Source organism: Deferrivibrio sp. (assembly GCF_055117995.1).
Genome location: NZ_JBSQOT010000001.1, coordinates 32481 through 54999, shown reverse-complemented (window position 1 = coordinate 54999; position 22519 = coordinate 32481). Strand labels below are relative to the sequence as shown.

The following is a 22519-nucleotide window of genomic DNA, read 5'->3' as shown; positions in this document are numbered from 1 at the left end:
TCAAAACCTCTATTTATTTTGTATTCAACATATTAAACAGAGAGTCAAGCATTACGTTATAAGGCACCAGGCTTTCAAACTCTCCTGCACTTATAGACTCAAGAAACTTATTATAGTTCATAAAAAATATTTGTTCCGTTTTTTGCAGTTCTTTAAGCCATCCTTCACCGTTCTGGGTGTATTTTGCGCAGAATTCCTTCTGGAATATTTTGATTCTGTTCAGCAGGTTTTCTCTGTTTGTTTTATCCCAGGTGGTTTTTATTTCAGTCTGCTTTACGCCGTTTATAAACAATGGGAGATTGAGGTTTAAGCCAATTGTAAAATAATTTTTAACAGTTTTGGTTATATCCAGGTTGTTTTTAATAATAACTTCAAAAAGATCAAATGCAGGCTTTACAAATTTTATATCACAGACGCTTTTTGAGATACCTGATTTGCAGCCAGAATTATTCAAGTGGCAAAGCAAATTATCGTAGTTGTCCTTAAAAATACCTTTAAGATTTGTCGTAATTGAATTGCATACTTTCTTGAAAGTATCCATATTTTCATTAATCATTGCAAAATTATTGTCGTTTATAAGCCAGTTGGTGGCCACCCTCAATGTCTTTTCAAGCTCAATCAGCATTTGATACTGTAAATTTGCCTCAACTTTGAGGTCAAGGGCTTCTACCTTTTCCCTTACTTCAGAAGTACCAAGCAACTTGTCAGCATAAAGGTATCTTTCTATTAATTTTGCGTAAGGCTGCCCAGTTGTTTTGTGCAACTCAATAAAAAATGGTATGCCTGCCTGATTTACTGCCTTGTTTACAGCCACTGTAGCGGTTATTTCATTTTTTAGCTTGTGTTCATCAAAATATTTGGAATATTTCTTGATTACAGTTTTAGGATAATATTTGATATATTCCTCTTTCAACAGCTCCGAGTTATGATTAAATTCGTTTACGGTGTTATCAAAAAGCATTATCTTTGTGTATGCAAGAAGAACACTTAGCTCAGGTCTGGTAATATTTCTTTTTTCATTGATGAAGTTTATTTTTTCAATTTTAAAGTTTAACAGTCCTATATTTTTCAAATATTCAGCGGTATCTATATAAGAAATGAGGTTTTCTTTTGCTTTTAAAAGATCACAACTTATGATTTGAGTCTGAAGATAATTGTCTCTTAAAACAAGGTCTGTAACTTCAGGGGTCAGCTTTGCAATTAGAGCATTTCTTTCTTTTATATCTTTGAGTTCTTTATTTTTCATGAGGACATCAAATAGAATTTTCAAATTTACCTCATGGTCTGACATATCAACTCCAGCTGAGTTATCTATGGCATCGGTATTTATTAAACCACCATTTAGAGCAAATCTTATCCTTGCTTTTTGAGTAAGCCCCAGATTACCACCTTCACCTATAACCTTTACTCTGAGTTCTGAAGCATTTATCCTTACATTATCATTTGCTTTGTCTCCAACTTCTTCATTTGTTTCTGAGTCATCTTTGATATAAGTTCCTATCCCACCATTCCACAGAAGCTCGGCACGGGATTTGAGAATATATTTTATAAGTTCTTCCCCTGTAACGACATCCTTATCAATATCAAATACTTCTTTTATCTCAGGGGATAATTCTATTTTTTTGGCACTTCTTTCAAAAATTCCGCCACCTTTTGAGATTAATTCATGGTTGTAATCCTTCCATGTAGACCTTGGGAGCTTGAACATTCTGAGTCTTTCGACAAAGCTTGTTTCAGGATCAGGGTCTGGGTCCACAAAAATATGGATATGATTAAAAGCAGCAAGGAGCTTTATTTTATCGGAAAGAAGCATCCCATTTCCAAATACGTCTCCTGACATATCCCCTATGCCGATGACTGTAAAAGGTTCGCTTTGTGTATCTTTGCCCAATTCTCTGAAATGCCTTTTTACAGATTCCCAAGCACCTTTAGCAGTAATTCCCACCTTTTTATGATCATATCCGGCGCTGCCACCAGAAGCAAAGGCATCACCCAACCAAAACCCATATTCAATAGATACGCTGTTTGCAATGTCGCTGAATGTGGCCGTTCCTTTATCTGCTGCCACAACAAGGTATGGGTCTTTTTCATCATAAATGACTACATTTTCCGGGTGAACTATTTTTTTCCCTTTGTAATTATCAGTAATATCAAGAAGACCTTTGATAAGCGTTTTGTACTGATTTATTACGTGCTCTTTGTCAAGCTCCCTGTCTTCATAACGTTTTTTTACAATAAATCCGCCTTTTGAACCAACAGGAACAATAACTGTATTTTTGACCATCTGGGTTTTGACAAGACCTAAAATTTCTGTTCTGAAATCATCCGGCCTGTCGCTGAATCTTAATCCACCCCTTGCAACTTTTCCGCCTCTTAAGTGAATCCCTTCCATCTGTGCCGAATGAACATAGATTTCAAACATTGGCTTTGGGTCAGGAAGAATATCAAGCTCTTTTGATTTTATTTTGAATGAGATGTAATCTTTGCCAGGTATAAAATAATTTGTCCTGATGATTGCGGTAATTACCTTGTAGAAGTGGCGTAGAATGCCGTCTTCCTGAACAGAAACAACTTTATCAATCGCTTCAAGTATATTTTTTTCTATTTTTTCAAAATTTCTGCTTTTTTTGCCAGGTTCAAATTTTTCATACAAGAAATCGATAAAATATTTACCTATGCTGCTGTTGTTTATAATGGCTTCATTGAGACTTGCCCTTCTGTAAAGAGGGTTTATTTGCTCAATATAGTTTCTGACTCCCCTTAAAAAATCTATCTCTTTGTAGTTAAGATTTTCCAGAATCAAAAGCTTATTTAAATTATCATTTTCAACTTTTTCTTTTATTACTTTGAGAACCAGCTCAGGTAAAAGCTTTGAATATTTTTCCTTAAAGGTGGCTGCATCATCAATTTCTGCAAGGTGTATAGAATTTATAAAATATTTGCCACTTTCTGTATTCACTTTGTAAGTAAATTCCTCATTTACCTTTATACCGATATTGTCAATAATCGGCATAATGTCAGTCAGTAATATTTTGTTTCTTGTGTAGAGCTTTAGTGTAACTTTTGTACTGTCAGCATAGAGGTTTGCAGATACATCAATAAGTTTGTCCAGATAAGAGATATCTTCGGCAGCCTCATGAGGGGTACACTTGGTCTTATAGGTTTCAGAAAAACTGTCTGCAAATTTTTGAAACAGTTGGTCACTTTTTACGCCGGAAAATCTGATTTTTAACTCTTCATAAAGCTCATCTTTCCAATCTTTTATAAGCTCAGCTATTTGCAGCTCAATTTTATTGAAGTCAAGCTTTTTCAATATTTCAAGGTCTTTAAGGTAAAAGTGGAAATGGGCAAATACATATCCATGCTCGTCATTTCTTACTGAAATATCAAGGGTATGTGCATTAAGTTCTTTTTGGAAAATTTTCTTTATATCCTGCAAGATTTCATTTGAAAACTTTTCTTGAGGGAATGCCATAAACACATAATAATTTTTTAGAGGTTTGAAATTTTTTGTATAAAAAACTATCTGGTTTTTCCCCTGCATTGAGAAAACGGTTTTGAAAATGTTTATAAGGGTTTCTTTGTCAAGGGATATGATTTCAGTTTTGGGAAATGATTCTATCATATCAAGAAGCCATTTGTGGTCGTGAGAGCCGTTTACAAAGCCAAAATGGTCGATAATTTCATCAATTTTATGTCTTACCAGGGAAATGTTGTAAGGTGGGATTTTCAAGGCATCTTTTGAAAGAATACCTATCATGGATACCAGTGTGCTTTGCTCACCTTTGTCGTCTACAATAATAATTCTGTCATAATTTTTTCTTTTTTTAACTTTTGATCTGTAAAGGGCTTTGTCAAAAATTACAGGATAACCGTTTATAAATCTAAATGATTTGTTTTTAAGGGCTTTTATCATATTTGGAATTAGACCGATTGTTCTGTTTAGTTTGTAAACACCGTATTGCTCCAATTTATATGTTTCATCACTAAGGTTTATGTCATTAAGAACTCTTATCCCCTGTAATATAAAATTCCCTTCACCAATCCATTTGAGAAATTCTGATACTTCTGCGGACTTGTTTTTGTAGTATAATGAGAGGTTATTAAGCATGCTGCTCATTTCGGAATAGTCATCAACAGTAAGGCAAACCTCGTCATATATTTTGTTTAACTCATCAGCTACCTCTTTCAGTGTATCTGACTCAATACCTTCAATAAAAATAGCAACAAAAGATTCATTTCTTGTACCAATTTGAGGCTTATCAAGTTCAATTACTTCCCCTTTGGCATTTCTTTTGACACTGAAAATAGGGTGAAGTATAAACTGCTGATTAAGATTAATTTCATAGAAATATTCCCTGATACTGTCTACAAGAAATGGCCTGTCATCTGTATTCATAATCAATATTGCAAAATTTCCGATGAAAAAATCGTTGGAGTAAGGCTCAATTATTGTTTGCAGATATTTTTTCTTTTTTCTGTTATTGAGCACTTCGTACATAGTCTGCATTAAGTTTAGAAGGTCTTTGTTGCTGATAATTTCAATGAGATTAAATGGGATATTTTTTACAAAAATTCTGGAAAAATTGTAAAAAGGCTCATTGATCTTTTTAAACTGTGAAAATACTTCAGCTATTTTGTTTTCATAGTACAATTCGTTCTTTTTGTATTCAGCCTCTGAATCTCGTGAGAATGTAATGTTATACATTTTACACCTCTTTTATTTTTTTTTTGTTAATCCCTTTTATATCAAAAACTATTTAATGACAAGCAATTAATTAAACAATTAAAAAATTATTTAATTATCCATTAAAACATAATCTTGTAAGATTTTTGTTACCTCTTCCATAATTATATCATAAAAACTGAATGATTTTTTTTATTTTAAGTATTTTGAAAAAATTTTTAAAAACTTTGACAAAATTCTTCCGGTTAGTCCCCAGATAATGACATCGTCATAAGGATAAAAATAGACTTTTACTTTTTCATTTCTTCTGACCCAGTTTTCTGTCCAGCAGTTGCAATTGTAAAAGTAACTGATTGGCACTGTGAATACTTTCTCAACCTCATTTTCTTGAAATTTTAGATCACTGATTTTTGAGTTGGAGTTTACATATCCCACATAGGTAAACACTTTGAATTTGTGTATCGACAGTTCATCATCAAGTCTTCCTAAAATTTCTACATTTTTACCTGAAATACCTATCTCTTCTTCAGCCTCTCTAATGGCTGTGTATTCAGGGGAAGTGTCATTTAAATCCATAAGTCCGCCGGGGAAAGAGACTTCACCAGCGTGTGTTGGCAGAGTGTTGAGTCTTTTGGTAAAAATCAGTTCGTATGTATCATTGTTTTTTATAATAGGAATAAGGACAGCAGCTAAATTGCTTTTTTGATTAATTATTTTGATTTTTCTATATTTTAATTCTTCTTTTAGGTTATTAATAATCATTGTAAAAAAGAGGCTGGCAATCACCAGCCTTTTAAATTAATTGATAAAATCTATCTATAGCCTGTTTAACCTTTGTTATATCCTTTCCACCTGCCTGGGCAAGGTCTTTTTTACCGCCTCCACCTCCGCCAGTAATTTTTGATACCTCTTTTACAATATCACCGGCATTATATTTATTTAAAAGGTCATCAGTTACACCGCATAGAAAAGTAACTTTGTTATCGCCTTTGCTGATAATAAGTATTACACCGGTTTTTAGCTTGGCTTTTGCAATATCCATTGTATTTCTTAAATGGGATATGTCTGTTTCCCCAAGCTCAATTACAAGGGCATTTGTCCCGTTAATGTTTTTTGTATTGTTAAGGATGTCATCGAGCCTGTTTGCCTCTTCTTTTGATTTGAGTCTGTCAAGCTCTTTATTTAATTGTTTTATAGTAATAGATAAATCATCAATTTTTGAAATAAGTTCGTCTTTTTTTACTTTCAGTTTAAGTTCAAGGTCATTTAGTATATTGCTACATTCTGATAAATATCTAAATGCTTCAAGCCCGGTGACTGCTTCTATTCTTCGAACCCCAGCAGCAACACTTGATTCGCCAACTATTTTAAATAGGCCAATTTCCCCTGTATAATTAACATGACAGCCACCGCATAATTCTGTTGAGAAATTATCTACTTTTACTACCCTTACCGTTTGACCGTATTTTTCTCCAAAAAGCGCCATGGCTCCTGATTTTATTGCTTCATCAAGAGATTTGTAAGTCTTATTGACGGCGCTGTTTTGTTGTATTTCTGAATTAACAATTTCTTCTACTCGTGCTATTTCATCTTTTGAAAGTGGCGAAAAGTGGGCAAAGTCAAATCTTAACCTTTCAGGTGTAACAAGTGAACCTGCCTGTCTTACATGATCACCCAATACCATCTGAAGTGCTTTGTGCAAAAGATGTGTGGCCGTATGATTTTTTTCAGTTGCTTTTCTCAGGCTGTTATCAACAGCTGCTTCAGCCAGCTCACCTGTATTTAAAACTCCTTTGATAACAGCTCCTTCGTGAATTATGAGCTTATCGGCGATTTTTTTTGTATTTTCTACCCTAAAAATGCCGTTTTCAGTTTTTATAACCCCTTTGTCGCCAACCTGTCCGCCGCCTTCAGGGTAAAATGTAGTTTTTTCAAGAACAATAATCCCTTTTTCAGAATTATTTAAGTTTTGTACCTCTTTATTGTTAGTTAAAATAGAGATTATTTTGGAGTTTATGGTCAATTTGTCGTACCCTTCAAATTCGCAAGCGTATTTTGAGGCCAGGTTGAGATATACAGGATTGATTTTTTCTTCGCCGCTTCCTGCCCAGGATTTTTTTGCCTTTTCCTGTTGTTTTAGCATTTCTTCATTAAATCCATGTATATCGAGAGTAAAGCCATTATCCTCAGCAATGTCCTGCAATAAATCCGTAGGAAATCCGTATGTGTCGTAAAGCCTGAAAATCTCATTGCCTGGTAATTCTTTTTTGTTTTTATATTTTTCCAAAAGCTCATTAATTATTTTAAGCCCGGTTTCAAGTGTGTTTTTAAACCTCAATTCTTCATTTAGCACCACTTTTGACATATATGATTTTTTATCAATAAGTTCGATATAGTGGTCACCCATAAAGTCTACAACGAATTCACATATTTTATGGAAAAATACTTCATTGAAGCCAAGCATTTTTCCATGTCGCATAGCTCTTCTCATAATCCTTCTAAGCACATATCCTCTTCCTTCGTTTGATGGTATCACCCCATCTGATATGAGAAAGGTGGTTGACCTGCTATGGTCTGCAATTACCCTTATACTTACATCGTCTTTTTCATTCTGGCCGTAAGTTTTATTTGCCAGTTTTGCAATATATTCCAGTATTGGCCTAAAAAGGTCTGTATCGTAATTACTTGAAACCTTCTGAACAACGGTAGTTATCCTTTCAAGCCCCATTCCGGTATCTATGCTTGGTTTGGGAAGAGGTGTTAAATTACCGTTTTCATCTCTGTTAAACTGCATAAATACAAGGTTCCAAAGCTCAAGATGTCTGTCGCAATCACAATCCGGGTTACAGTCAGGCCTTTTGCAACCTACTTCAGGTCCCTGGTCAATATGAATTTCTGAGCATGGTCCGCATGGCCCTGTGTCCCCCATTGACCAGAAATTGTCTTTTTCTCCGCGTCTTTCTATCTTGTTAGCAGGAATACCTATTTTTTTATTCCAAATCTTAAATGCTTCATCATCGTCGTGGTATATTGACACAAACAGCTTATCTTCAGGCAATCCAAGCCGTTTTGTCAAAAACTCCCAAGCGTACTCTATCGCTTCTTCCTTAAAATAGTCACCGAAAGAAAAATTACCTAACATTTCAAAAAAAGTGTGATGCCTTGCAGTTCTTCCAACATTCTCAAGGTCATTATGCTTGCCTCCTGCTCTTACAACCTTTTGGCAGGTTACAGCCCTTGTGTAATCCCTCTTCTCATTTCCAAGGAATAAATCTTTAAACTGATTCATACCGGCGTTGGTAAAAAGAAGTGTAGGGTCATTTTCAGGGACGAGCGATGAGGATGAAACCCTTTTGTGCCCTTTTTCTTCAAAAAATTTTAAAAATAATTCTCTGATTTCTTTACCAGTCATATATTCTCCTGATGTTTATTTAGATTTTAATTTTTCAAGATATTCAGCCCATTCAATAGGGAGCATGTACTTTTTCTTATTGTTACAGTCTTTGCAAGCAGGTACAACATTCCCTTTTGTGGTTTTTCCTCCTCTGACAAGTGGAACAATATGGTCCATTGTTAGCTCAGATGGAGGAAATTTATTGTTGCAATAATAACATACACCATTTGCAACCTGGTTTTTCCACCATTGTTTTTTTCTAAGCTGTCTTGCTTTTTCTTTTTCTTTTTTTATTTCCGCTTCAGAAATATCTGAAGTAAAAAAGTGGTTTACAAACATTCAGGAATTATATTAAAATGACTCGCTTTTTCAACAGTTTTTTTAAAGGGGGAAAGATGAAAGAGAGCATTTTAAGTATGTATGGGTTCAAAAATGTGGCACAAGTTCATAGAAATTTGTCCACACCTGCCCTTTATGAGGCGATAATTAAGCGCAGTGAAGGGATTATAGCGCATCTTGGTCCGGTGGTGGTAAGGACAGGGCATCATACCGGAAGGTCTGCTAATGACAAATACATTGTGGAGACAAAAAGTGCGGAGGATGTCTATTGGTCAAAGGACAATAAGCCAATTAGCGAAGAATCTTTTGAGAAAATTTACAGCAAAATAAAGGCTTATCTGCAAACCAAAGAGATATTTATACAGGATTGTTATGCAGGTAGTGATGAAAAGACAAGGATTAATGTAAGAGTTATTTCCGAATATGCCTGGCATTCATTGTTTGCAAGAAATATGTTTATAAGAGAACTTGACAGTACCAAGCTTGAAACTTTTAAACCTGACTTTACGGTAATAGACTTGCCAAGGTTTCATGCAAATCCAGAAGAAGATGGAACAAACTCAGAAACCTTTATTATAGTTAATTTTGATAAAAGGTTAGTTTTAATAGGTGGTACCAGTTACGCAGGGGAAATAAAAAAATCAATTTTTACAGTAATGAATTATTTATTGCCTAAAAAAAAGGTTATGTCTATGCACTGCTCTGCCAATGTTGGAGAAAAAGGGGATGTGGCTTTGTTTTTTGGTTTATCAGGAACAGGGAAAACCACTCTTTCGACAGACCCGGAAAGATACCTTATCGGTGATGACGAGCATGGCTGGAATGATAGTGGCGTATTTAATATTGAAGGTGGTTGCTATGCCAAGGTAATAAATTTGTCAAAAGAAGCAGAGCCTGATATTTATGAAACTACAAGAAGGTTTGGCACAATATTAGAAAATGTTACAATAGATGTTGAAACACGCAGGATAGACCTTGATGATGATTCCTTAACGGAAAATACCAGGGCATCATACCCTATAACGCATCTTCCTAAGATAGTAGAAAATGGTAAAGGAGATCACCCTAAAAATATTATATTTTTAACTTATGATGCATTTGGTGTATTGCCGCCAGTAGCAAAATTAAATAAAGAACAGGCGATGTATCATTTCGTATCAGGCTATACGGCAAAAGTTGCTGGCACCGAAAAAGGTGTGACTGAGCCTAAGGCTGTTTTTAGCGCTTGTTTTGGAGCTCCTTTTATGGTTCATCATCCATTTAAGTATGCTGAACTTTTAGGAGGCAAGATTGACAAACATAATGTAACCTGCTGGCTTGTAAATACTGGGCTTACAGGTGGCCCATATGGCGTTGGGCAAAGGTTTAAAATAAAGCATACAAGAGCAATTATCAGGTCGATTCTTGATGGGAGTCTTGAAAAGGCCGAATACATCAGAAACGATATATTTGGCTTTGAAATCCCAAAAGAGATTCCTGGAATACCTGAAAATGTCGTGCATCCTGAGCTTGCTTGGGAAGATAAAAGTAAATACCGTGAAAATCTAAAAAATCTTGCAAAAAACTTCATCGACAATTTCAGTAAGTTTAAAGTTGAAAACAGTACAGAAGTTTTGAAAGGTGCACCTACAATTTAAACACCAATTAGTTTATGTAAAAAAGAGGCAGATAACCTGCCTCTTTTTATAATTTTTGCAATTCATTTTCGAAAAGTTCTTTATAACTGTTCATAGACTTTTCATCAGTGGCCTCAAATCTCATGACAAGGACAGGTTGGGTATTGCTTGCCCTTAAAAGCCCCCAGCCATTTTCAAAAACAACCCTTATTCCGTCAGTGGTAATTATATTTTTTATTCCATATTGGCCATTTTCCTTGTAGTTTCTGAAAATTTCTGAAAGTTGTTCTACTATTTGAAATTTTTTGGATTCTTCACAATCAAATCTTATTTCGGGTGTGTTATAAACCTTAGGAACATTTTTTAATAAATCACTTACCTTTGTAACTTTACCTTCAATAAGTTCATTTACATAAGCTTCAAGAAATCTTACTGAAGAATAAATTGCATCATCGTAGCCGAAGTATTTATCAGCAAAGAATATGTGTCCACTCATCTCACCGGCAAGCTCAGCGTTGGTTTCTTTAAGTTTTGACTTGATAAGAGAGTGGCCTGTTTTCCACATAATCCCGCTTATTTTGTTTTTGGAAAGTTCATCAAACAGCACCTGAGAAGCCTTGACGTCAGCTATTACAGTAGGATTTTTCTTTGTTTTTGCTATTTCTTTAGCAAAAATCAATATCAGCATATCCCCCCAGATTACATTTTGCGTTTCATCTACCACACCAATTCTGTCTGCATCACCGTCATAGGCAACAGCAAAGTCTGCACCTGTTTCATTTAGTTTATTTTTTGCATCAATCAGGTTTTCTTCTACTGTAGGGTCAGGATGATGATTTGGAAAGTTTCCGTCAAACTGGCAAAACAGTTCAATTACATTTACTCCAAGCCCTTTGAATATCTCAGGCGCCACATCTGAAGCAACACCATTGCCAGCATCTATAACTACTGTAATTCTTCTTTTAAGGTTTTTTATCTTATTTTTAAGTTCACTAAAATGGTTCAAGTTCCATTTTATATATTCTTTTTTAATATCAAATGTGGAATGTTTGCCTTTATTGGTTTCTGTCCTGTAGCCGTACTTCTGAAAATCATCAAAAAGTGATGTAATTAATTCGGAGTGATATGTAGATTTTCCTATACCAAGTTTCATTCCATTGTAGTTGGCTGGATTATGACTTCCTGTTATCATAAGATATGCGTCAGGATTTAGGTGAAAAGCACTAAAATAAGTGACAGGGGTAGGGCAATGACCAAGTTCTATCACTTCACAACCTGAATCGGTAAGCCCCTTTAATACTCCTTGAAAAATCTCATCCGATGAGAGTCTTACATCTCTGCCAACGGTTACGATAGGAGTATCTTTTTTAGTTTTTTCTTTAATCTGATATCCAAATACATTTGCAATATTGCAGGCAATATTTTTATTGAATGTATCAGGCACCGTCCCTCTAATGTCATACTGTCTAAAAATTTCTTTTGGTAGCATAAACCCTCCTGATATCTTTGATTGAGTTCAAAAAAAAGTTTATTTTACGAAAAATTATGTTATAATCTAATTATGAAAAAAATAGCATGTTTTATTAAAAATTACAACATTCTTGGAAAAATTTCAGAGTTCAGTAAAATCGAAGAGATTGAGTGCGTCGATTTTATTAAGCAACCATGTGAACTTGATTACGGATTTATTTTGTATGTAACTGATGTGGCTGATTCTGATAAAAATTTTGATTTGGGTGATTTACCTTTAGTTTTTATAGGACAGAATAAGGGGAGAAAATATATTTATGAGCTTAGCGAATCTTTTGATATTGTTCAATTAAGAACGCTTGTTGATACTGTGTATCATGGTGGTAAGGCAGGTTTTTTTTCTGAAAAGTTTTACCCTAATTTTATCAGTAAGGAATTTGTTGTAAAAAATAATATTTTTGAGGTTGATAAAATAGTTTATAACATTACAAGGGAGCTTGCTTATTTTTGCAATATTTCAGATATTCAAAAGTTAAGGATTGGCCTTTCGGAAATCATTACAAACAGTATCGAGCACGGAAATCTTGAGATTACCGGTGATGAAAAGTTTGAGAATACTGAAAAAGGGATATACATGGATTTACTTAATGAAAGGTTGAATAATGAAAAATATTCAAAACGTTATGTAACCGTAAAAATCTTTTATAACAGTGAATATTTCGAGGCTAAAGTAACCGATATGGGTAATGGTTTTGATGTGAAGAATGTGCAGGAAATAAATGACGATAACCTGCTAAAACTTCACGGTAGAGGTATAATGATTACGAGGATGTATTTTGACAGGGTTCAGTATAATGATAAGGGTAATTCAGTGACTCTTTACAAGAGGTTTAAATGCTGAAAATTCTTGGATGTCGAGGGACAAACAGCGTTTATGGAAAAGGTTTCAACAAGTATGGCAGTTACACTTCTTCACTTATCAGCGTACACAATGATACTGCAATTTTGCTTGATATGGGTACAGGTGTACAAAGCCTAAGCAGTGAAGAAATCAATAATATCAGAGAATATAATATTTTTTTTTCACACATTCATTGGGATCATTTGATTGGCATTCTCGGATTTAAACCGATTTTTCATAATAATGTTAAACTGAATTTTTACCTCAGCAAAAATTATAATTTTTCTACTCTTGAAGAGTTTCTTGGCAATATTTATAAGCCACCATTTTTTCCTGTCAGTGTGGAGGTTTTTAAAGCCAAACTTTCTTTTAACATTCTTGAGGAAAGAAAAAAATACATATTTAACGGCTCTGAATTAACCTATATTGATGGTAATCATCCCAATACATCAAAGATATACAAGTTAAATATCAATGGGATTACATATATTTATGCTACCGATTATGAACATTCCCCATCTTCTGATGAAGAGCTGATTGCATTTGCAAAAGGTGCTGATTTTTTGATTTATGATACTACATATTTGCCTGAAGATTATGAGGGGAAAATGGATGGTGTATCCAAAAGAGGCTGGGGGCATTCAACATATGTTAAAGGTTGTGAAATTGCCAAAAAAGCAAATGTAAAAAATTTTGTTCTGTTTCATCATAATCCCGAATATGATGACAATATCTTGGAAAAAATGCATTTAATGTCTCTAAAAAAATGCCCTAACTCTATTATTGCCAGGGATTCAATGATAATTTGATTTTTATGTTATTTCTAAGATAAAAGAAGAGGCCCCTTTCGGGGCCATTTTGTTTTTTATTTTTTAATTCCTGCGATTTCTTCAAGCATATCTGTAGTAACAGACTTAGGTCTTTCGATTGCATAACCAAGAGCTCTGTCCCAGGTAATGTTAGCAAGAACACCAAGTGCACGGCCAACACCAAACAATACAGTATAAAAATCGTATTCAGTAACACCATAGTACCACTGAATAACACCAGACTGAGCATCAACATTTGGCCATGGGTTTTTAGCTTTGCCATGCTCCATGAGAACTTTTGGAGCTACTTCATAAATCATGCTGACAAGCTGGAACAATGGATAATCTTTAAGACCTGGTGTTTTAAGACAGAATTCTCTTTGAGCAGTATATCTTGGGTCAGTTTTTCTAAGAACAGCATGACCATACCCAGGAATAACTTGACCTGAATTAAGTGTATCCCAGAGAGCTTTTTCCAATTCTTCTTTAGTAGGAAGTTTCCCACCAAGTTTTTGCATAAAGTTTTGAGTCCAGGCAAGTACTTCCTGGTTAGCAAGACCGTGAAGTGGGCCTGCAAGACCATTGATACCAGCTGAAAGTGAGTAGTAAGCATCAGAAAGAGCTGATGCAACAAGGTGGGTAGTGTGAGCTGAAACGTTTCCTGATTCGTGGTCAGAGTGAAGGATAAAATACATCCTTGCCACATCATCATATGGTTTGCCGATGCCCATCATGTGAGCAAAGTTTCCACCCCAATCAAGCTCAGGATTTGGAGCGATAGGTGTATCACCTTTATATTTCATCCTGTAAATATAGGCAGCTATTGTAGGCAATTTTGCAAGCAGGTTGTTACAGTCTTCATACATATCTTCCCAGCAAGTCATTTTATTAAATTTCCCTGCGGCATAGTTTTTGGCAAAAATAGATTCTCTTTGCATTGCAAGGATAGCTGCTGAGAACATAGTCATAGGATGTGTATCTCTTGGCATAGTTCTTAAAATATCCCAAACGTACTCAGGTACCTGTGCACGGGCTTTCCAGTCAGCAACTACTTCAAGAGTTTGCTCCATGGTTGGAACATCGCCTGTAAGAAGAAGCCACCAAAAACCCTCAACATATGGATATTCTGAACCAGGAACTTTAGGGAGAGCAGCAAAAGTTTCATCAATTGTCATCCCTCTAAATCTGATCCCTTCCATTGGGTCGAGGTAAGAAATATCTGTCACCAATGACTTTATCCCTCTCATTCCACCAATTACCTGAGAAATTGTCACATCACAAACTTTAACGTCACCATATTCTTTGACAAGCCTAGTTGTTCTTGGTCTGTGAGCTTCAATCTTCTTAGCTAATACTTCTTTTAATGACATATAAACCTCCTTAAATTAGTGTCTCTGTTTTTAAACCGCTGTTTATTTTTTAGCATTATACTTTTCTATTGTCAATCTTTTTGTTGTATATTGTATACAATATGTATTATAAATACATATAAATTTTTTATGATTTATTTAATAAATAAAGGGTATTTATATATTTTATCAATTGAAATCATCACATCCGTAACTATCGTGATATAAATAAACATCTTTTGAATATACTGCTTGATTTAAAATAAGATTATAATTATTAAAAATAATTATGACAGGATTGGCTTTAGTTATATTTAGTGCTTTTACACATTCTTTGTGGAATATATTATTGAAAAAATCTAATAATAAGTTTGTATTTAACTACCAGATGCATATAATCAACTTGATTATTTTTACCATATTCATGGTATTTTTTGGTAGAGATATGATAAATTTTGAGTTTTTGCCTATATTTTTAGGCTTCTTTGCTGCAGTCTTTTTTGCTTTATATCATCTTAGTTTATCAAATAGTTACGTTTTCACAGATGTCTCGCTTGCCTATCCTGTATCAACATCTTCCCCCATTCTTGTAGCTATCTGGGCAAGACTTTTACTTGGTGAACAATTTACTGTTAGTGGCCTATTGGGAATATTAATAATATTTATAGGTATTTTTACGATGCATATGTCCCGATTAAAAGGGAAGATAGACAACAAAGGGATATTTTTTGCTCTTCTTGCTTCACTGTTTTATTCATTTGGGGCTATTATAGATAAATTTGGTGTCACAACAAACAGCTTTATGCTTTACATTTACTCAGTCGTATTTTTTATGACGCTGTTTTTATTTGTCCAAGCTAATATTAAGTATGGAAACCATATTATGGAATTTTCAAAAAATAAAAAGTATGTTTTATTGGGTGGTGGAATAATATTTCTTTCGTTTTTATCGTATAGAATTGGTCTTACCTATATGAATGTATCGTATGCAACAGCATTAAGACAGGTAAATTCACTTTTTGGCCTTTTGATAGGATATTATTTTTTGAAAGAAAAAATTTCTGTGACAAGATTTGTAGGGGCGTTTTTGATTCTTTCGGGAGCAGTATTGATAAAAATAAACTTGTAATGGCATAAAAAATGCTATAAAATTTGTAGCAGTAGTGGAACAACCACGCTGTTAGAAGGATCGTCCATTGCCGGCTGGATGCCGGCTTCTTTTTATTCTGAAAGGATTGTAATCTCTTTATTTTTCAAAGAATCAAGCTCTTTTATGCTTAAATCAGTAGATATTAAAATTACTGTATTACCATTTTCATCATTTCTTGCCTGCCTCATATGAATAACTTTCCCCTTAAAGCGGAATTTTTTTCTCGGTTCATTTTTCAAATAGTTGTTATTGGCACTCTTTATTGTGGTAATAGTTGGAAAAAGTATATTATCCATATTTAACCTCTCTAAAATAATTCGGCTAAAAATGGCAAAACTTTAATTATTCATAAAAATCATCAATGAAAGTATGGTCATATATGCCAAGTATTTCTCTTTGCAGTTTATATTCATCTATATATTTTTTCTTTAAAATATACATCTTTTCCAGCTTTATTGAAGAGCTATTTATTTTTATTTGTATCCTTTCAGCTAACTTTTCATAAATTTTTTTCTTTTTTCGTCTGGAAGTTTTAACTTTTACGGCAATTTTATCCAATATCATCTTATTTCTGTTTAAAAAATTAAGCTCTTTATCAATCATTTTAATTATTATATCAACTCTTTTGCCATATCTTGAAAGGGTTTCGGATTTCATCATATTGATTTGATTGTTCAGTTGTGTTAAGTCAAACATATCATATTAATATTAAATTGGTGGCAAAATGCAAGAGAGATTGATTCAAATTTATAGCCTTCTTGAAAAATTTTACGGCAAGACTTTTTGGTGGCCTGCTGAGTCATCTTTTGAAGTTATGGTAGGTGCAATTCTTACTCAAAATACAAACTGGAGAAATGTGGAAAAAAGTCTCTATAACTTGAAAAATGCTGGTCTGCTTGATTTTAATAAAATTTGCGGCATTGATGATTTTGCTTTAAAAGAGCTTATAAAACCATCAGGCTTTTATAATCTTAAAACCAAAAGACTGAAAAATTTTGTAAATACTATCAATAAAATTTGTAATGGTAATATTGAAAGACTGAAAAATATGAATTTTCAAAACTTAAGGAAGACTTTACTTGAAATAAATGGGATTGGTAAGGAAACGGCGGATTCTATTTTACTTTATGCACTTGATTTTCCGGTTTTTGTTGTTGATGCTTATACAAAAAGGTTGTTTAAAAGACTTGGTATAAACTTATCCGAAGATTATGATGACTTACAAAATATGTTTCATAAACATATAACCTATGATGTGGAGATTTATAAAGAATATCATGCTTTGATTGTTAATGTTTGTAAAGATTTCTGTCGTAAAAAACCAAAATGTGAATTTTGCCCTTTAAAAATTGAATGTAACTATTATAATAGTCATTGCTGGTCGGGTGATCGCCCGAATATTCGGGAGGAAAGTCCGGACACCGCAGAGCAGGGTAATCGGTAACGCCGATACGCCGTGAGGCGTGGAAAGTGCCACAGAAAATATACCGCCGAGCACCTCATTGATAGTATTTGGCTTAAAAATAGTACTCAATAATATGAGTTTTATTGTTTGCCAAATAGACACAGTGAGGTGCTCGGTAAGGGTGAAAAGGGGAGGTAAGAGCTCACCGCCTGACTGGTGACAGTTAGGGCATGGCAAACCCTACCCGGTGCAAGGCCAAATAGGCAAGCGCTTGAGGGCTGCTCGTCCGATGCTTGCGGGTAGGCTGCTGGAGGCAAACAGCAATGTTTGTCCAAGATAAATGATCACCGCCTGTAAATCAGGTACAGAATCCGGCTTATAGACCAGCAAAAAAAGGCAGCTATGGCTGCCTTTTTTTACATTAAAACGTCATTCCATATATTTTCTGCCCAGCTAATTTGATGGAATGCATCAATTTTTGATCTTTCATGAGGTGTGCCTGAAGCATTTTTTATTGTTATAGTTCTTTTAACGTTGTCATCAAACTCATACACGGCTGTTACCCATATAGCTTCACTATCACTAACCATGCTGTAGCAGGCGTTTGCCATAAAAGGTTTTGGCGGTTTTTCCCCTTTTAGAGATGCCACAACAGATTCAGCAACAACTTTACCCATTGAGTTTGCAATATACCCTGATTTGGGCACTGTACCTACACTTCCGGTATTTGTTGAATCACCTATAACATATACGTTTTTTATTGCTTCTGACTCAAATGTGTAAGAGTCCACAAAAGCCCACAATTTACCTTCCGGGATAAGCCCAAGTTTAAATGCAGTGTCAGAAGCTTTCTGGTCAGGTATAAAATTTATGACATTTCCAGTAAAATTCCCTTTATTTGTTTCAATATTCATCTTTTCCGCATTGATATTTGTTACATCAACCTGATTATAATATTCCAGTATATCTTTGTATAAATCACCCCAGGCGGCCTTGAAAAGTTTACCTTTTGATGTTACATCGTCATTTGGGTCAAGAACAAAAATTTTGCCACCAAGATTATTTCTTTTTATATAGTTTGCAATTAGAGATGCTCTTTCATATGGCCCGGGCGGACATCTGTAAGGTGACTTAGGAACTCTCAAAATTACGCTTCCACCTTTTGGTAAATTTTGAAGTTGTGCTTTCAGTATTTCCGTCTGTTTGCCTGCTTTCCATGCATGAGGAATTTTGTTTGCAAGCGATAACTGATATCCTATCTCTTTATTTTCAATAAAGCCTATCCCCGGTGAAACAACGAGCCTGTCATATTCGATTGAACCTTTTGATGTTACAAGCTGATTTTTTTCTGGGATAATCTGGACAGCTTCTGCCTGCAAAAATTTAATTCCGTAGTTTTTTTGCAGCTGGTCGTACTTGAATGTTATAAAATCCATGCCCCTCAAGCCTACAATTACAAGGTTTGAAATGGGGCATGAGATGAATTTATCGTTTTTTTCTACAAGAATTACCTCAATTGAAGGATCATTAAGCTTGATATATTTTGCAGCAGTACATCCGCCAAATCCACCACCCAAAACGACAACTCTTTTCCCTTTTTTAGGCATTATCGAAGCAGTTGCATTTCTGGCAATTCCATATACTCCAAATCCTGCAGTCAATATCGCAGAATTTTTTACAAAATTTCTTCTATTTAGTTTCATACTCATCCTCCTGCTACTGCCTGATTGAAGAAAAATAATTGGCAAGTGCTTCTATCTGTTCATCTGAATATTCTTTTAACAGTGACATTTCGTCATTTTTATTTATTCCGTCCTTGTATTCTTTTAAAACTTGCTTGAGGTAAAATGCATGCTGACCTGCAATTCTTGGATATTCATCCATACCTTTGCCATTTTTACCATGGCAGTCAAAACATATAACAGCAATCTTTTCCCCTTCTTCTGCCAATTTCTTATCAAATGGCTTATTTGAACTAACCCATTTTTGTTTGGAAAAATACTTAGCAATATATTCTATTCTTTTGTCATCGTATCCTTTTGCAACTTTTAGCATCACAGACCCGACTCTTTTGTCTTCACTATATTCTTTCATAACTTTTTTCAAATAATCTTCACTTTGCCCACCAATTATTGGTATTGAGTCGCCAACCGATGCACCATTTGTTCCGTGACATCCTGCACAAACAGCAGCAATTCGCTTTTCACCATCAGCGGCAAAGCTTAAATTAAAGAAAACAAAAACCATTAAAAATAATAGATATTTTTTCATAAGCACCTCCTTAATTTTTTTTAATTATACCATATTTTGAATTTTTTTAGATAAAAAAATAATTTTATAAAAAATTCAGAAGAGTGGGGTGTGCCAGAGGAAATTTGTTGAACCTGTCTTTTGAAATGTTTATCAAAACATCTAAATCTATTGCAACTTCAGTATACTGCTTAAAAAAGATTAGGTTTTTTACAAAAAGACCAAATGCTGAATAGACGGCATCATCATATGTATCAAAAACTGAATTGGCTTTGTCAAAATAAACAATATTGTTATTTATAAAGTGTCTATTGACTGCCTCCATTATTTGGCAGGCAAGTTTGAGAAGATTTTTATCCCTTGTTAATTCAAAAACTTTTCTGACCGCTTCAAGAAAAAAAGAATAATCTTCGAGACAACTATGGTCAAAAAGTGAATCAGGATATCTGATTCTTGGCAAGCTATCGCCGTTAAAATATTGCTTTAGTTTGCCAAAAAGATTAAGTGCAGCGTTAAAATAAAAATCGTCCGATGAGATTTCAAAATAATCAATCATTGCCAGGACCAATAAGCTATTCCAGCTTATAATTATTTTATTATCCTTTTCTGGCTTTTCTTTGTTTTTGTTCAGTTTAGAAAGTATCGTGTGTAACTTGATTACTTCTTCGTAATTTTCGGTGCCAAGATTGATAAAATTTTCTTTCAGAAAAATTTTATTGCTAATCAGATGGATTTCTTTTTCTGATAAAACTTCAAAATCGTTTTCAAAAACTTTGTAGTAAAAGCCTTCCGACATTTCACCCATAAAATCAATAGATTCGGCATTCATTGAGGAAATAAACCCATGTTCGGTGAAAAATTCTTCCATAAGAAAATCAAGAGTTTTTTCGGCAGTGTATTTAAAAAGCTTGTTGTCAGTGATGTCATACATTCTGCATAAGAAAGATACATTTAACGCATTGTCGTATAACATCTTTTCAAAATGTGGGAAACTCCATTGCTCATTTACACAATATCTGAAAAAACCACCGTTAATATGGTCATAAATACCAGAAGTACAAAGTTTGATTGCTGTTTTATCTAAAAATTTTTTTATGTTTTCATCATTATAGAAAAAACTGTCTGTTAGTATTTGAAGCACCGGTATATTTGGAAACTTATTGATACCCTTTAGTCCACCGTTTTCAGAATCAATTATTTTTAATATACCTATTTTGAAATCCTCTCTTGAAATTCCCTTAAAAGAATCTATTTTTTTACGTTCACTAAGAATATCGATGTAACCTTCTTTTATTTTTAAAAATTTTTTCTTATTATTGGTGTAAAAGTCAACTATCTGTTCAAGGACATCCATAAAGCCGGGGATTCCATACTTTTCATTTTGGGGGAAATATGTCCCTGCAAAAAAGGGGACTCCATCTGTATCTGCAAACACCGACAATGGCCATCCACCATTTTTCCCTAAAATTTGGATGTAAAATTGATATTTTTTGTCGATATCAGGATATTCTTCACGGTCAACCTTAACCGGTATGAAATTTTTATTGAGAAAATCTGCTATCTTCTTATCATTAAATGCCTCCCTTGACATAACATGACACCAATGACAGGAAGAATAGCCAATACTTATAAATACAGGTTTGTCTTCATTTTTTGCTATTTCAAAAGGTCTGTCACGCAATGTTATCCAATTGACAGGATTTTCGGCGTGTTGTCTAAGATAAAGTGAAGGCTCAGATGATAGTCTGTTCATAACTATTCAAATTATAAGCTTTGTCCTCGATGGATGCAATATCAAAATTGATACAAAGGATAAATTGTTTGTCATCAATATTTTTAAACTTTGATGCAACGGTGACAATCAGATTTCCGGTAATCGGGGAAATATATTTATCGGTTATATATCTATTGTTGAGTGAACATGAAGTGTTTAAATAGTAATCTTTTTGTGAATGGTCAGAATTTATATCACCGTATCTGAAAATTATATTTTTTTTCAAAATATGGGAACAATCTCTGCAATATATGGAGCTTATTTGAATTCCATTAATATTCAAAATATAGATGCTCTCTACCTCTGTGAGCTCTTTTTTTAATTCTCCAAGTATATTGTCAAACATATTTTCTTCGTATCTTCTTAGAATGTTTATTATGGAAACAGAAACTTCACCAAAGTAATTTACGATGTTGTTTCGAATTTCAACTTTACTTTCTATCATTTCATTTATATTTTCAAATTTATTTTTCATTTTTTCTGGCAGAATATCCAGATCATCAATTGGTTGAGGCATTCCAAAATAAAATCCCTGAAACATGTCTATTCCAAGTTCAAAACACTTTACCGCATCTTCTGCATTTTCAACCCATTCGGCTATAATAACCGTACCTATTTTTTTTGAGAGCGAAACAATTGATTTGACAATAGATTTCTTTATGAAATTTTTACTTATGCCTGTTACAAGGTTTCCTGAAATTTTGATAATGTCCGGTTTTATCTGGACAATTCGGTTAAAATTTGAATTATCAGTTCCAAAATCATCTATGGCAATTAAGAAACCCTGGCTTCTGTATTTTTCAACAAACTCAATGAGTTTCTCGGAATTTTCACATTTGTCTTCAATAATTTCAAGCACAATATTTGAAGGTTTTAAACCCATTTCATTTACTTTTGTATTTGTCCATCCAAAGTCTATTTTGAATTTATCCATAATGGATATATCCACATTCAAAAACAGAAGTATTTCATCACAACAAGATTTATTGATTTTCGAAAAATTTTTTAAAGCATTGTATCTGCAATTTCTATCAAGAGTGAGGGTTTCATTTTTTAAATCTGCATTTTTAAAAAGGATTGAAGGAGATATCAAATCACCTGTTTCTGTTATCCCTCGACTAAGGGCTTCTAATCCAATAATCTTATTATCTTTAAGACTGACAATAGGTTGAAAATGAGTTAAAAGGTTGTATAATTGCATTATAGCCATCCAGTTTGTGTATTGTTTTATATAAATAATGAAATATTTGTAATAAGTAAATAATTATATTAAAATTTTTTAGCATTTCTTGACAACAAAAATAGTTAGTAGTAATATCCACGAAATTTTATAAAAGACCGGAGGTAGTTGTGCATCGTAAGAATGTTAATGTAG

Annotated in this window: 16 protein-coding genes, 1 other RNA gene and 1 pseudogene; 6 read left to right on the top strand and 12 right to left on the bottom strand. The window is 33.8% G+C overall.

Going from position 1 to position 22519, the window contains the following annotated elements:
• Window positions 1-13: 13 nt before the first annotated feature.
• From ACTCAF_RS00245 to ACTCAF_RS00230, 4 genes are all read right to left on the bottom strand, one after another.
• Window positions 14-4708: an NAD-glutamate dehydrogenase domain-containing protein gene (locus ACTCAF_RS00245; protein WP_463061289.1), complete on the bottom strand. Its 4695-nt coding sequence runs from the start codon at window positions 4706-4708 to the stop codon at window positions 14-16.
• Between the two features lie 171 nt (window positions 4709-4879).
• Window positions 4880-5449, bottom strand: a complete 570-nt coding sequence (locus ACTCAF_RS00240; RefSeq protein WP_463061288.1) for an NUDIX hydrolase — start codon at window positions 5447-5449, stop codon at window positions 4880-4882.
• Between the two features lie 31 nt (window positions 5450-5480).
• Entirely contained in the window at window positions 5481-8099 is a 2619-nt protein-coding gene (alaS, locus tag ACTCAF_RS00235; RefSeq protein WP_463061287.1) for an alanine--tRNA ligase, read from the bottom strand.
• Window positions 8100-8114: 15 nt separating this feature from the next.
• Window positions 8115-8420, bottom strand: coding sequence for an HNH endonuclease (locus ACTCAF_RS00230; RefSeq protein WP_463061286.1), 306 nt, complete (start codon window positions 8418-8420; stop codon window positions 8115-8117).
• A 56-nt stretch (window positions 8421-8476) separates the two neighbouring features.
• On the opposite strand from ACTCAF_RS00230, the gene pckA reads away from it, so the two are divergent.
• Window positions 8477-10057: a phosphoenolpyruvate carboxykinase (ATP) gene (gene pckA / locus ACTCAF_RS00225; RefSeq protein WP_463061285.1), complete on the top strand. Its 1581-nt coding sequence runs from the start codon at window positions 8477-8479 to the stop codon at window positions 10055-10057.
• A gap of 46 nt (window positions 10058-10103) precedes the next feature.
• Here the strand turns inward: pckA and ACTCAF_RS00220 are convergent, their stop codons facing one another.
• Window positions 10104-11525: a phosphomannomutase/phosphoglucomutase gene (locus tag ACTCAF_RS00220; protein WP_463061284.1), complete on the bottom strand. Its 1422-nt coding sequence runs from the start codon at window positions 11523-11525 to the stop codon at window positions 10104-10106.
• Window positions 11526-11597: 72 nt separating this feature from the next.
• On the opposite strand from ACTCAF_RS00220, the gene ACTCAF_RS00215 reads away from it, so the two are divergent.
• Window positions 11598-12407: an ATP-binding protein gene (locus ACTCAF_RS00215; RefSeq protein WP_463061283.1), complete on the top strand. Its 810-nt coding sequence runs from the start codon at window positions 11598-11600 to the stop codon at window positions 12405-12407.
• The gene (locus tag ACTCAF_RS00210; protein WP_463061282.1) at window positions 12401-13216 is read left to right on the top strand and encodes an MBL fold metallo-hydrolase; all 816 of its coding nucleotides are present in this window, start codon (window positions 12401-12403) and stop codon (window positions 13214-13216) included. Before ACTCAF_RS00215 ends, ACTCAF_RS00210 begins: the two co-directional genes overlap by 7 nt.
• 56 nt (window positions 13217-13272) lie before the next feature.
• Here ACTCAF_RS00210 and ACTCAF_RS00205 read toward each other — a convergent pair whose 3' ends face one another.
• Window positions 13273-14586 (bottom strand): citrate (Si)-synthase, encoded by a 1314-nt coding sequence (locus ACTCAF_RS00205; protein WP_463061281.1) that lies wholly within the window; start codon window positions 14584-14586, stop codon window positions 13273-13275.
• 268 nt (window positions 14587-14854) lie between these two features.
• On the opposite strand from ACTCAF_RS00205, the gene ACTCAF_RS00200 reads away from it, so the two are divergent.
• Window positions 14855-15694 carry an EamA family transporter gene (locus tag ACTCAF_RS00200; RefSeq protein ID WP_463061280.1) on the top strand — a complete coding sequence of 280 codons (840 nt, stop codon included), beginning with the start codon at window positions 14855-14857 and terminating at the stop codon, window positions 15692-15694.
• Between the two features lie 92 nt (window positions 15695-15786).
• Here the strand turns inward: ACTCAF_RS00200 and ACTCAF_RS00195 are convergent, their stop codons facing one another.
• Complete coding sequence (locus ACTCAF_RS00195; protein ID WP_463061279.1) at window positions 15787-16011, bottom strand: hypothetical protein; 225 nt, start codon at window positions 16009-16011, stop codon at window positions 15787-15789.
• 46 nt (window positions 16012-16057) lie between these two features.
• Window positions 16058-16411 carry a hypothetical protein gene (locus ACTCAF_RS00190; RefSeq protein WP_463061278.1) on the bottom strand — a complete coding sequence of 118 codons (354 nt, stop codon included), beginning with the start codon at window positions 16409-16411 and terminating at the stop codon, window positions 16058-16060.
• A 28-nt stretch (window positions 16412-16439) separates the two neighbouring features.
• Between ACTCAF_RS00190 and ACTCAF_RS00185 the strand changes: the two are divergent.
• Together ACTCAF_RS00185 and rnpB are read left to right on the top strand one after the other, a co-directional pair.
• Window positions 16440-16931: pseudogene (locus tag ACTCAF_RS00185) on the top strand (endonuclease); the annotation flags it as partial.
• Between the two features lie 157 nt (window positions 16932-17088).
• An RNA gene (rnpB, locus tag ACTCAF_RS00180) (RNase P RNA component class A) lies at window positions 17089-17515 on the top strand.
• A 21-nt stretch (window positions 17516-17536) separates the two neighbouring features.
• Here rnpB and ACTCAF_RS00175 read toward each other — a convergent pair.
• The 4 genes from ACTCAF_RS00175 to ACTCAF_RS00160 all read right to left on the bottom strand — a co-directional run bounded on the left by ACTCAF_RS00175 (window position 17537) and on the right by ACTCAF_RS00160 (window position 22345).
• Window positions 17537-18823, bottom strand: coding sequence for an FCSD flavin-binding domain-containing protein (locus ACTCAF_RS00175; RefSeq protein WP_463061277.1), 1287 nt, complete (start codon window positions 18821-18823; stop codon window positions 17537-17539).
• 13 nt (window positions 18824-18836) lie between these two features.
• Window positions 18837-19391, bottom strand: a complete 555-nt coding sequence (locus ACTCAF_RS00170; RefSeq protein ID WP_463061276.1) for a c-type cytochrome — start codon at window positions 19389-19391, stop codon at window positions 18837-18839.
• Between the two features lie 64 nt (window positions 19392-19455).
• The gene (locus ACTCAF_RS00165) at window positions 19456-21123 is read right to left on the bottom strand and encodes a thioredoxin domain-containing protein (RefSeq protein WP_463061275.1); all 1668 of its coding nucleotides are present in this window, start codon (window positions 21121-21123) and stop codon (window positions 19456-19458) included.
• Window positions 21104-22345, bottom strand: a complete 1242-nt coding sequence (locus ACTCAF_RS00160) for an EAL domain-containing protein (RefSeq protein ID WP_463061274.1) — start codon at window positions 22343-22345, stop codon at window positions 21104-21106. Before ACTCAF_RS00160 ends, ACTCAF_RS00165 begins: the two co-directional genes overlap by 20 nt.
• Between the last annotated feature and the right edge of the window lie 174 nt (window positions 22346-22519).

What these genes read in the sequence shown, in the direction of transcription:
- ACTCAF_RS00245 (WP_463061289.1), bottom strand. Translation starts at nt 4,708, where the DNA reads ATGTATAACATTACATTCTCACGAGATTCAGAGGCTGAATACAAAAAG.
- ACTCAF_RS00240 (WP_463061288.1), bottom strand. Translation starts at nt 5,449, where the DNA reads ATGATTATTAATAACCTAAAAGAAGAATTAAAATATAGAAAAATCAAA.
- alaS (WP_463061287.1), bottom strand. Translation starts at nt 8,099, where the DNA reads ATGACTGGTAAAGAAATCAGAGAATTATTTTTAAAATTTTTTGAAGAA.
- ACTCAF_RS00230 (WP_463061286.1), bottom strand. Translation starts at nt 8,420, where the DNA reads ATGTTTGTAAACCACTTTTTTACTTCAGATATTTCTGAAGCGGAAATA.
- pckA (WP_463061285.1), top strand. Translation starts at nt 8,477, where the DNA reads ATGAAAGAGAGCATTTTAAGTATGTATGGGTTCAAAAATGTGGCACAA.
- ACTCAF_RS00220 (WP_463061284.1), bottom strand. Translation starts at nt 11,525, where the DNA reads ATGCTACCAAAAGAAATTTTTAGACAGTATGACATTAGAGGGACGGTG.
- ACTCAF_RS00215 (WP_463061283.1), top strand. Translation starts at nt 11,598, where the DNA reads ATGAAAAAAATAGCATGTTTTATTAAAAATTACAACATTCTTGGAAAA.
- ACTCAF_RS00210 (WP_463061282.1), top strand. Translation starts at nt 12,401, where the DNA reads ATGCTGAAAATTCTTGGATGTCGAGGGACAAACAGCGTTTATGGAAAA.
- ACTCAF_RS00205 (WP_463061281.1), bottom strand. Translation starts at nt 14,586, where the DNA reads ATGTCATTAAAAGAAGTATTAGCTAAGAAGATTGAAGCTCACAGACCA.
- ACTCAF_RS00200 (WP_463061280.1), top strand. Translation starts at nt 14,855, where the DNA reads ATGACAGGATTGGCTTTAGTTATATTTAGTGCTTTTACACATTCTTTG.
- ACTCAF_RS00195 (WP_463061279.1), bottom strand. Translation starts at nt 16,011, where the DNA reads ATGGATAATATACTTTTTCCAACTATTACCACAATAAAGAGTGCCAAT.
- ACTCAF_RS00190 (WP_463061278.1), bottom strand. Translation starts at nt 16,411, where the DNA reads ATGTTTGACTTAACACAACTGAACAATCAAATCAATATGATGAAATCC.
- ACTCAF_RS00175 (WP_463061277.1), bottom strand. Translation starts at nt 18,823, where the DNA reads ATGAAACTAAATAGAAGAAATTTTGTAAAAAATTCTGCGATATTGACT.
- ACTCAF_RS00170 (WP_463061276.1), bottom strand. Translation starts at nt 19,391, where the DNA reads ATGAAAAAATATCTATTATTTTTAATGGTTTTTGTTTTCTTTAATTTA.
- ACTCAF_RS00165 (WP_463061275.1), bottom strand. Translation starts at nt 21,123, where the DNA reads ATGAACAGACTATCATCTGAGCCTTCACTTTATCTTAGACAACACGCC.
- ACTCAF_RS00160 (WP_463061274.1), bottom strand. Translation starts at nt 22,345, where the DNA reads ATGCAATTATACAACCTTTTAACTCATTTTCAACCTATTGTCAGTCTT.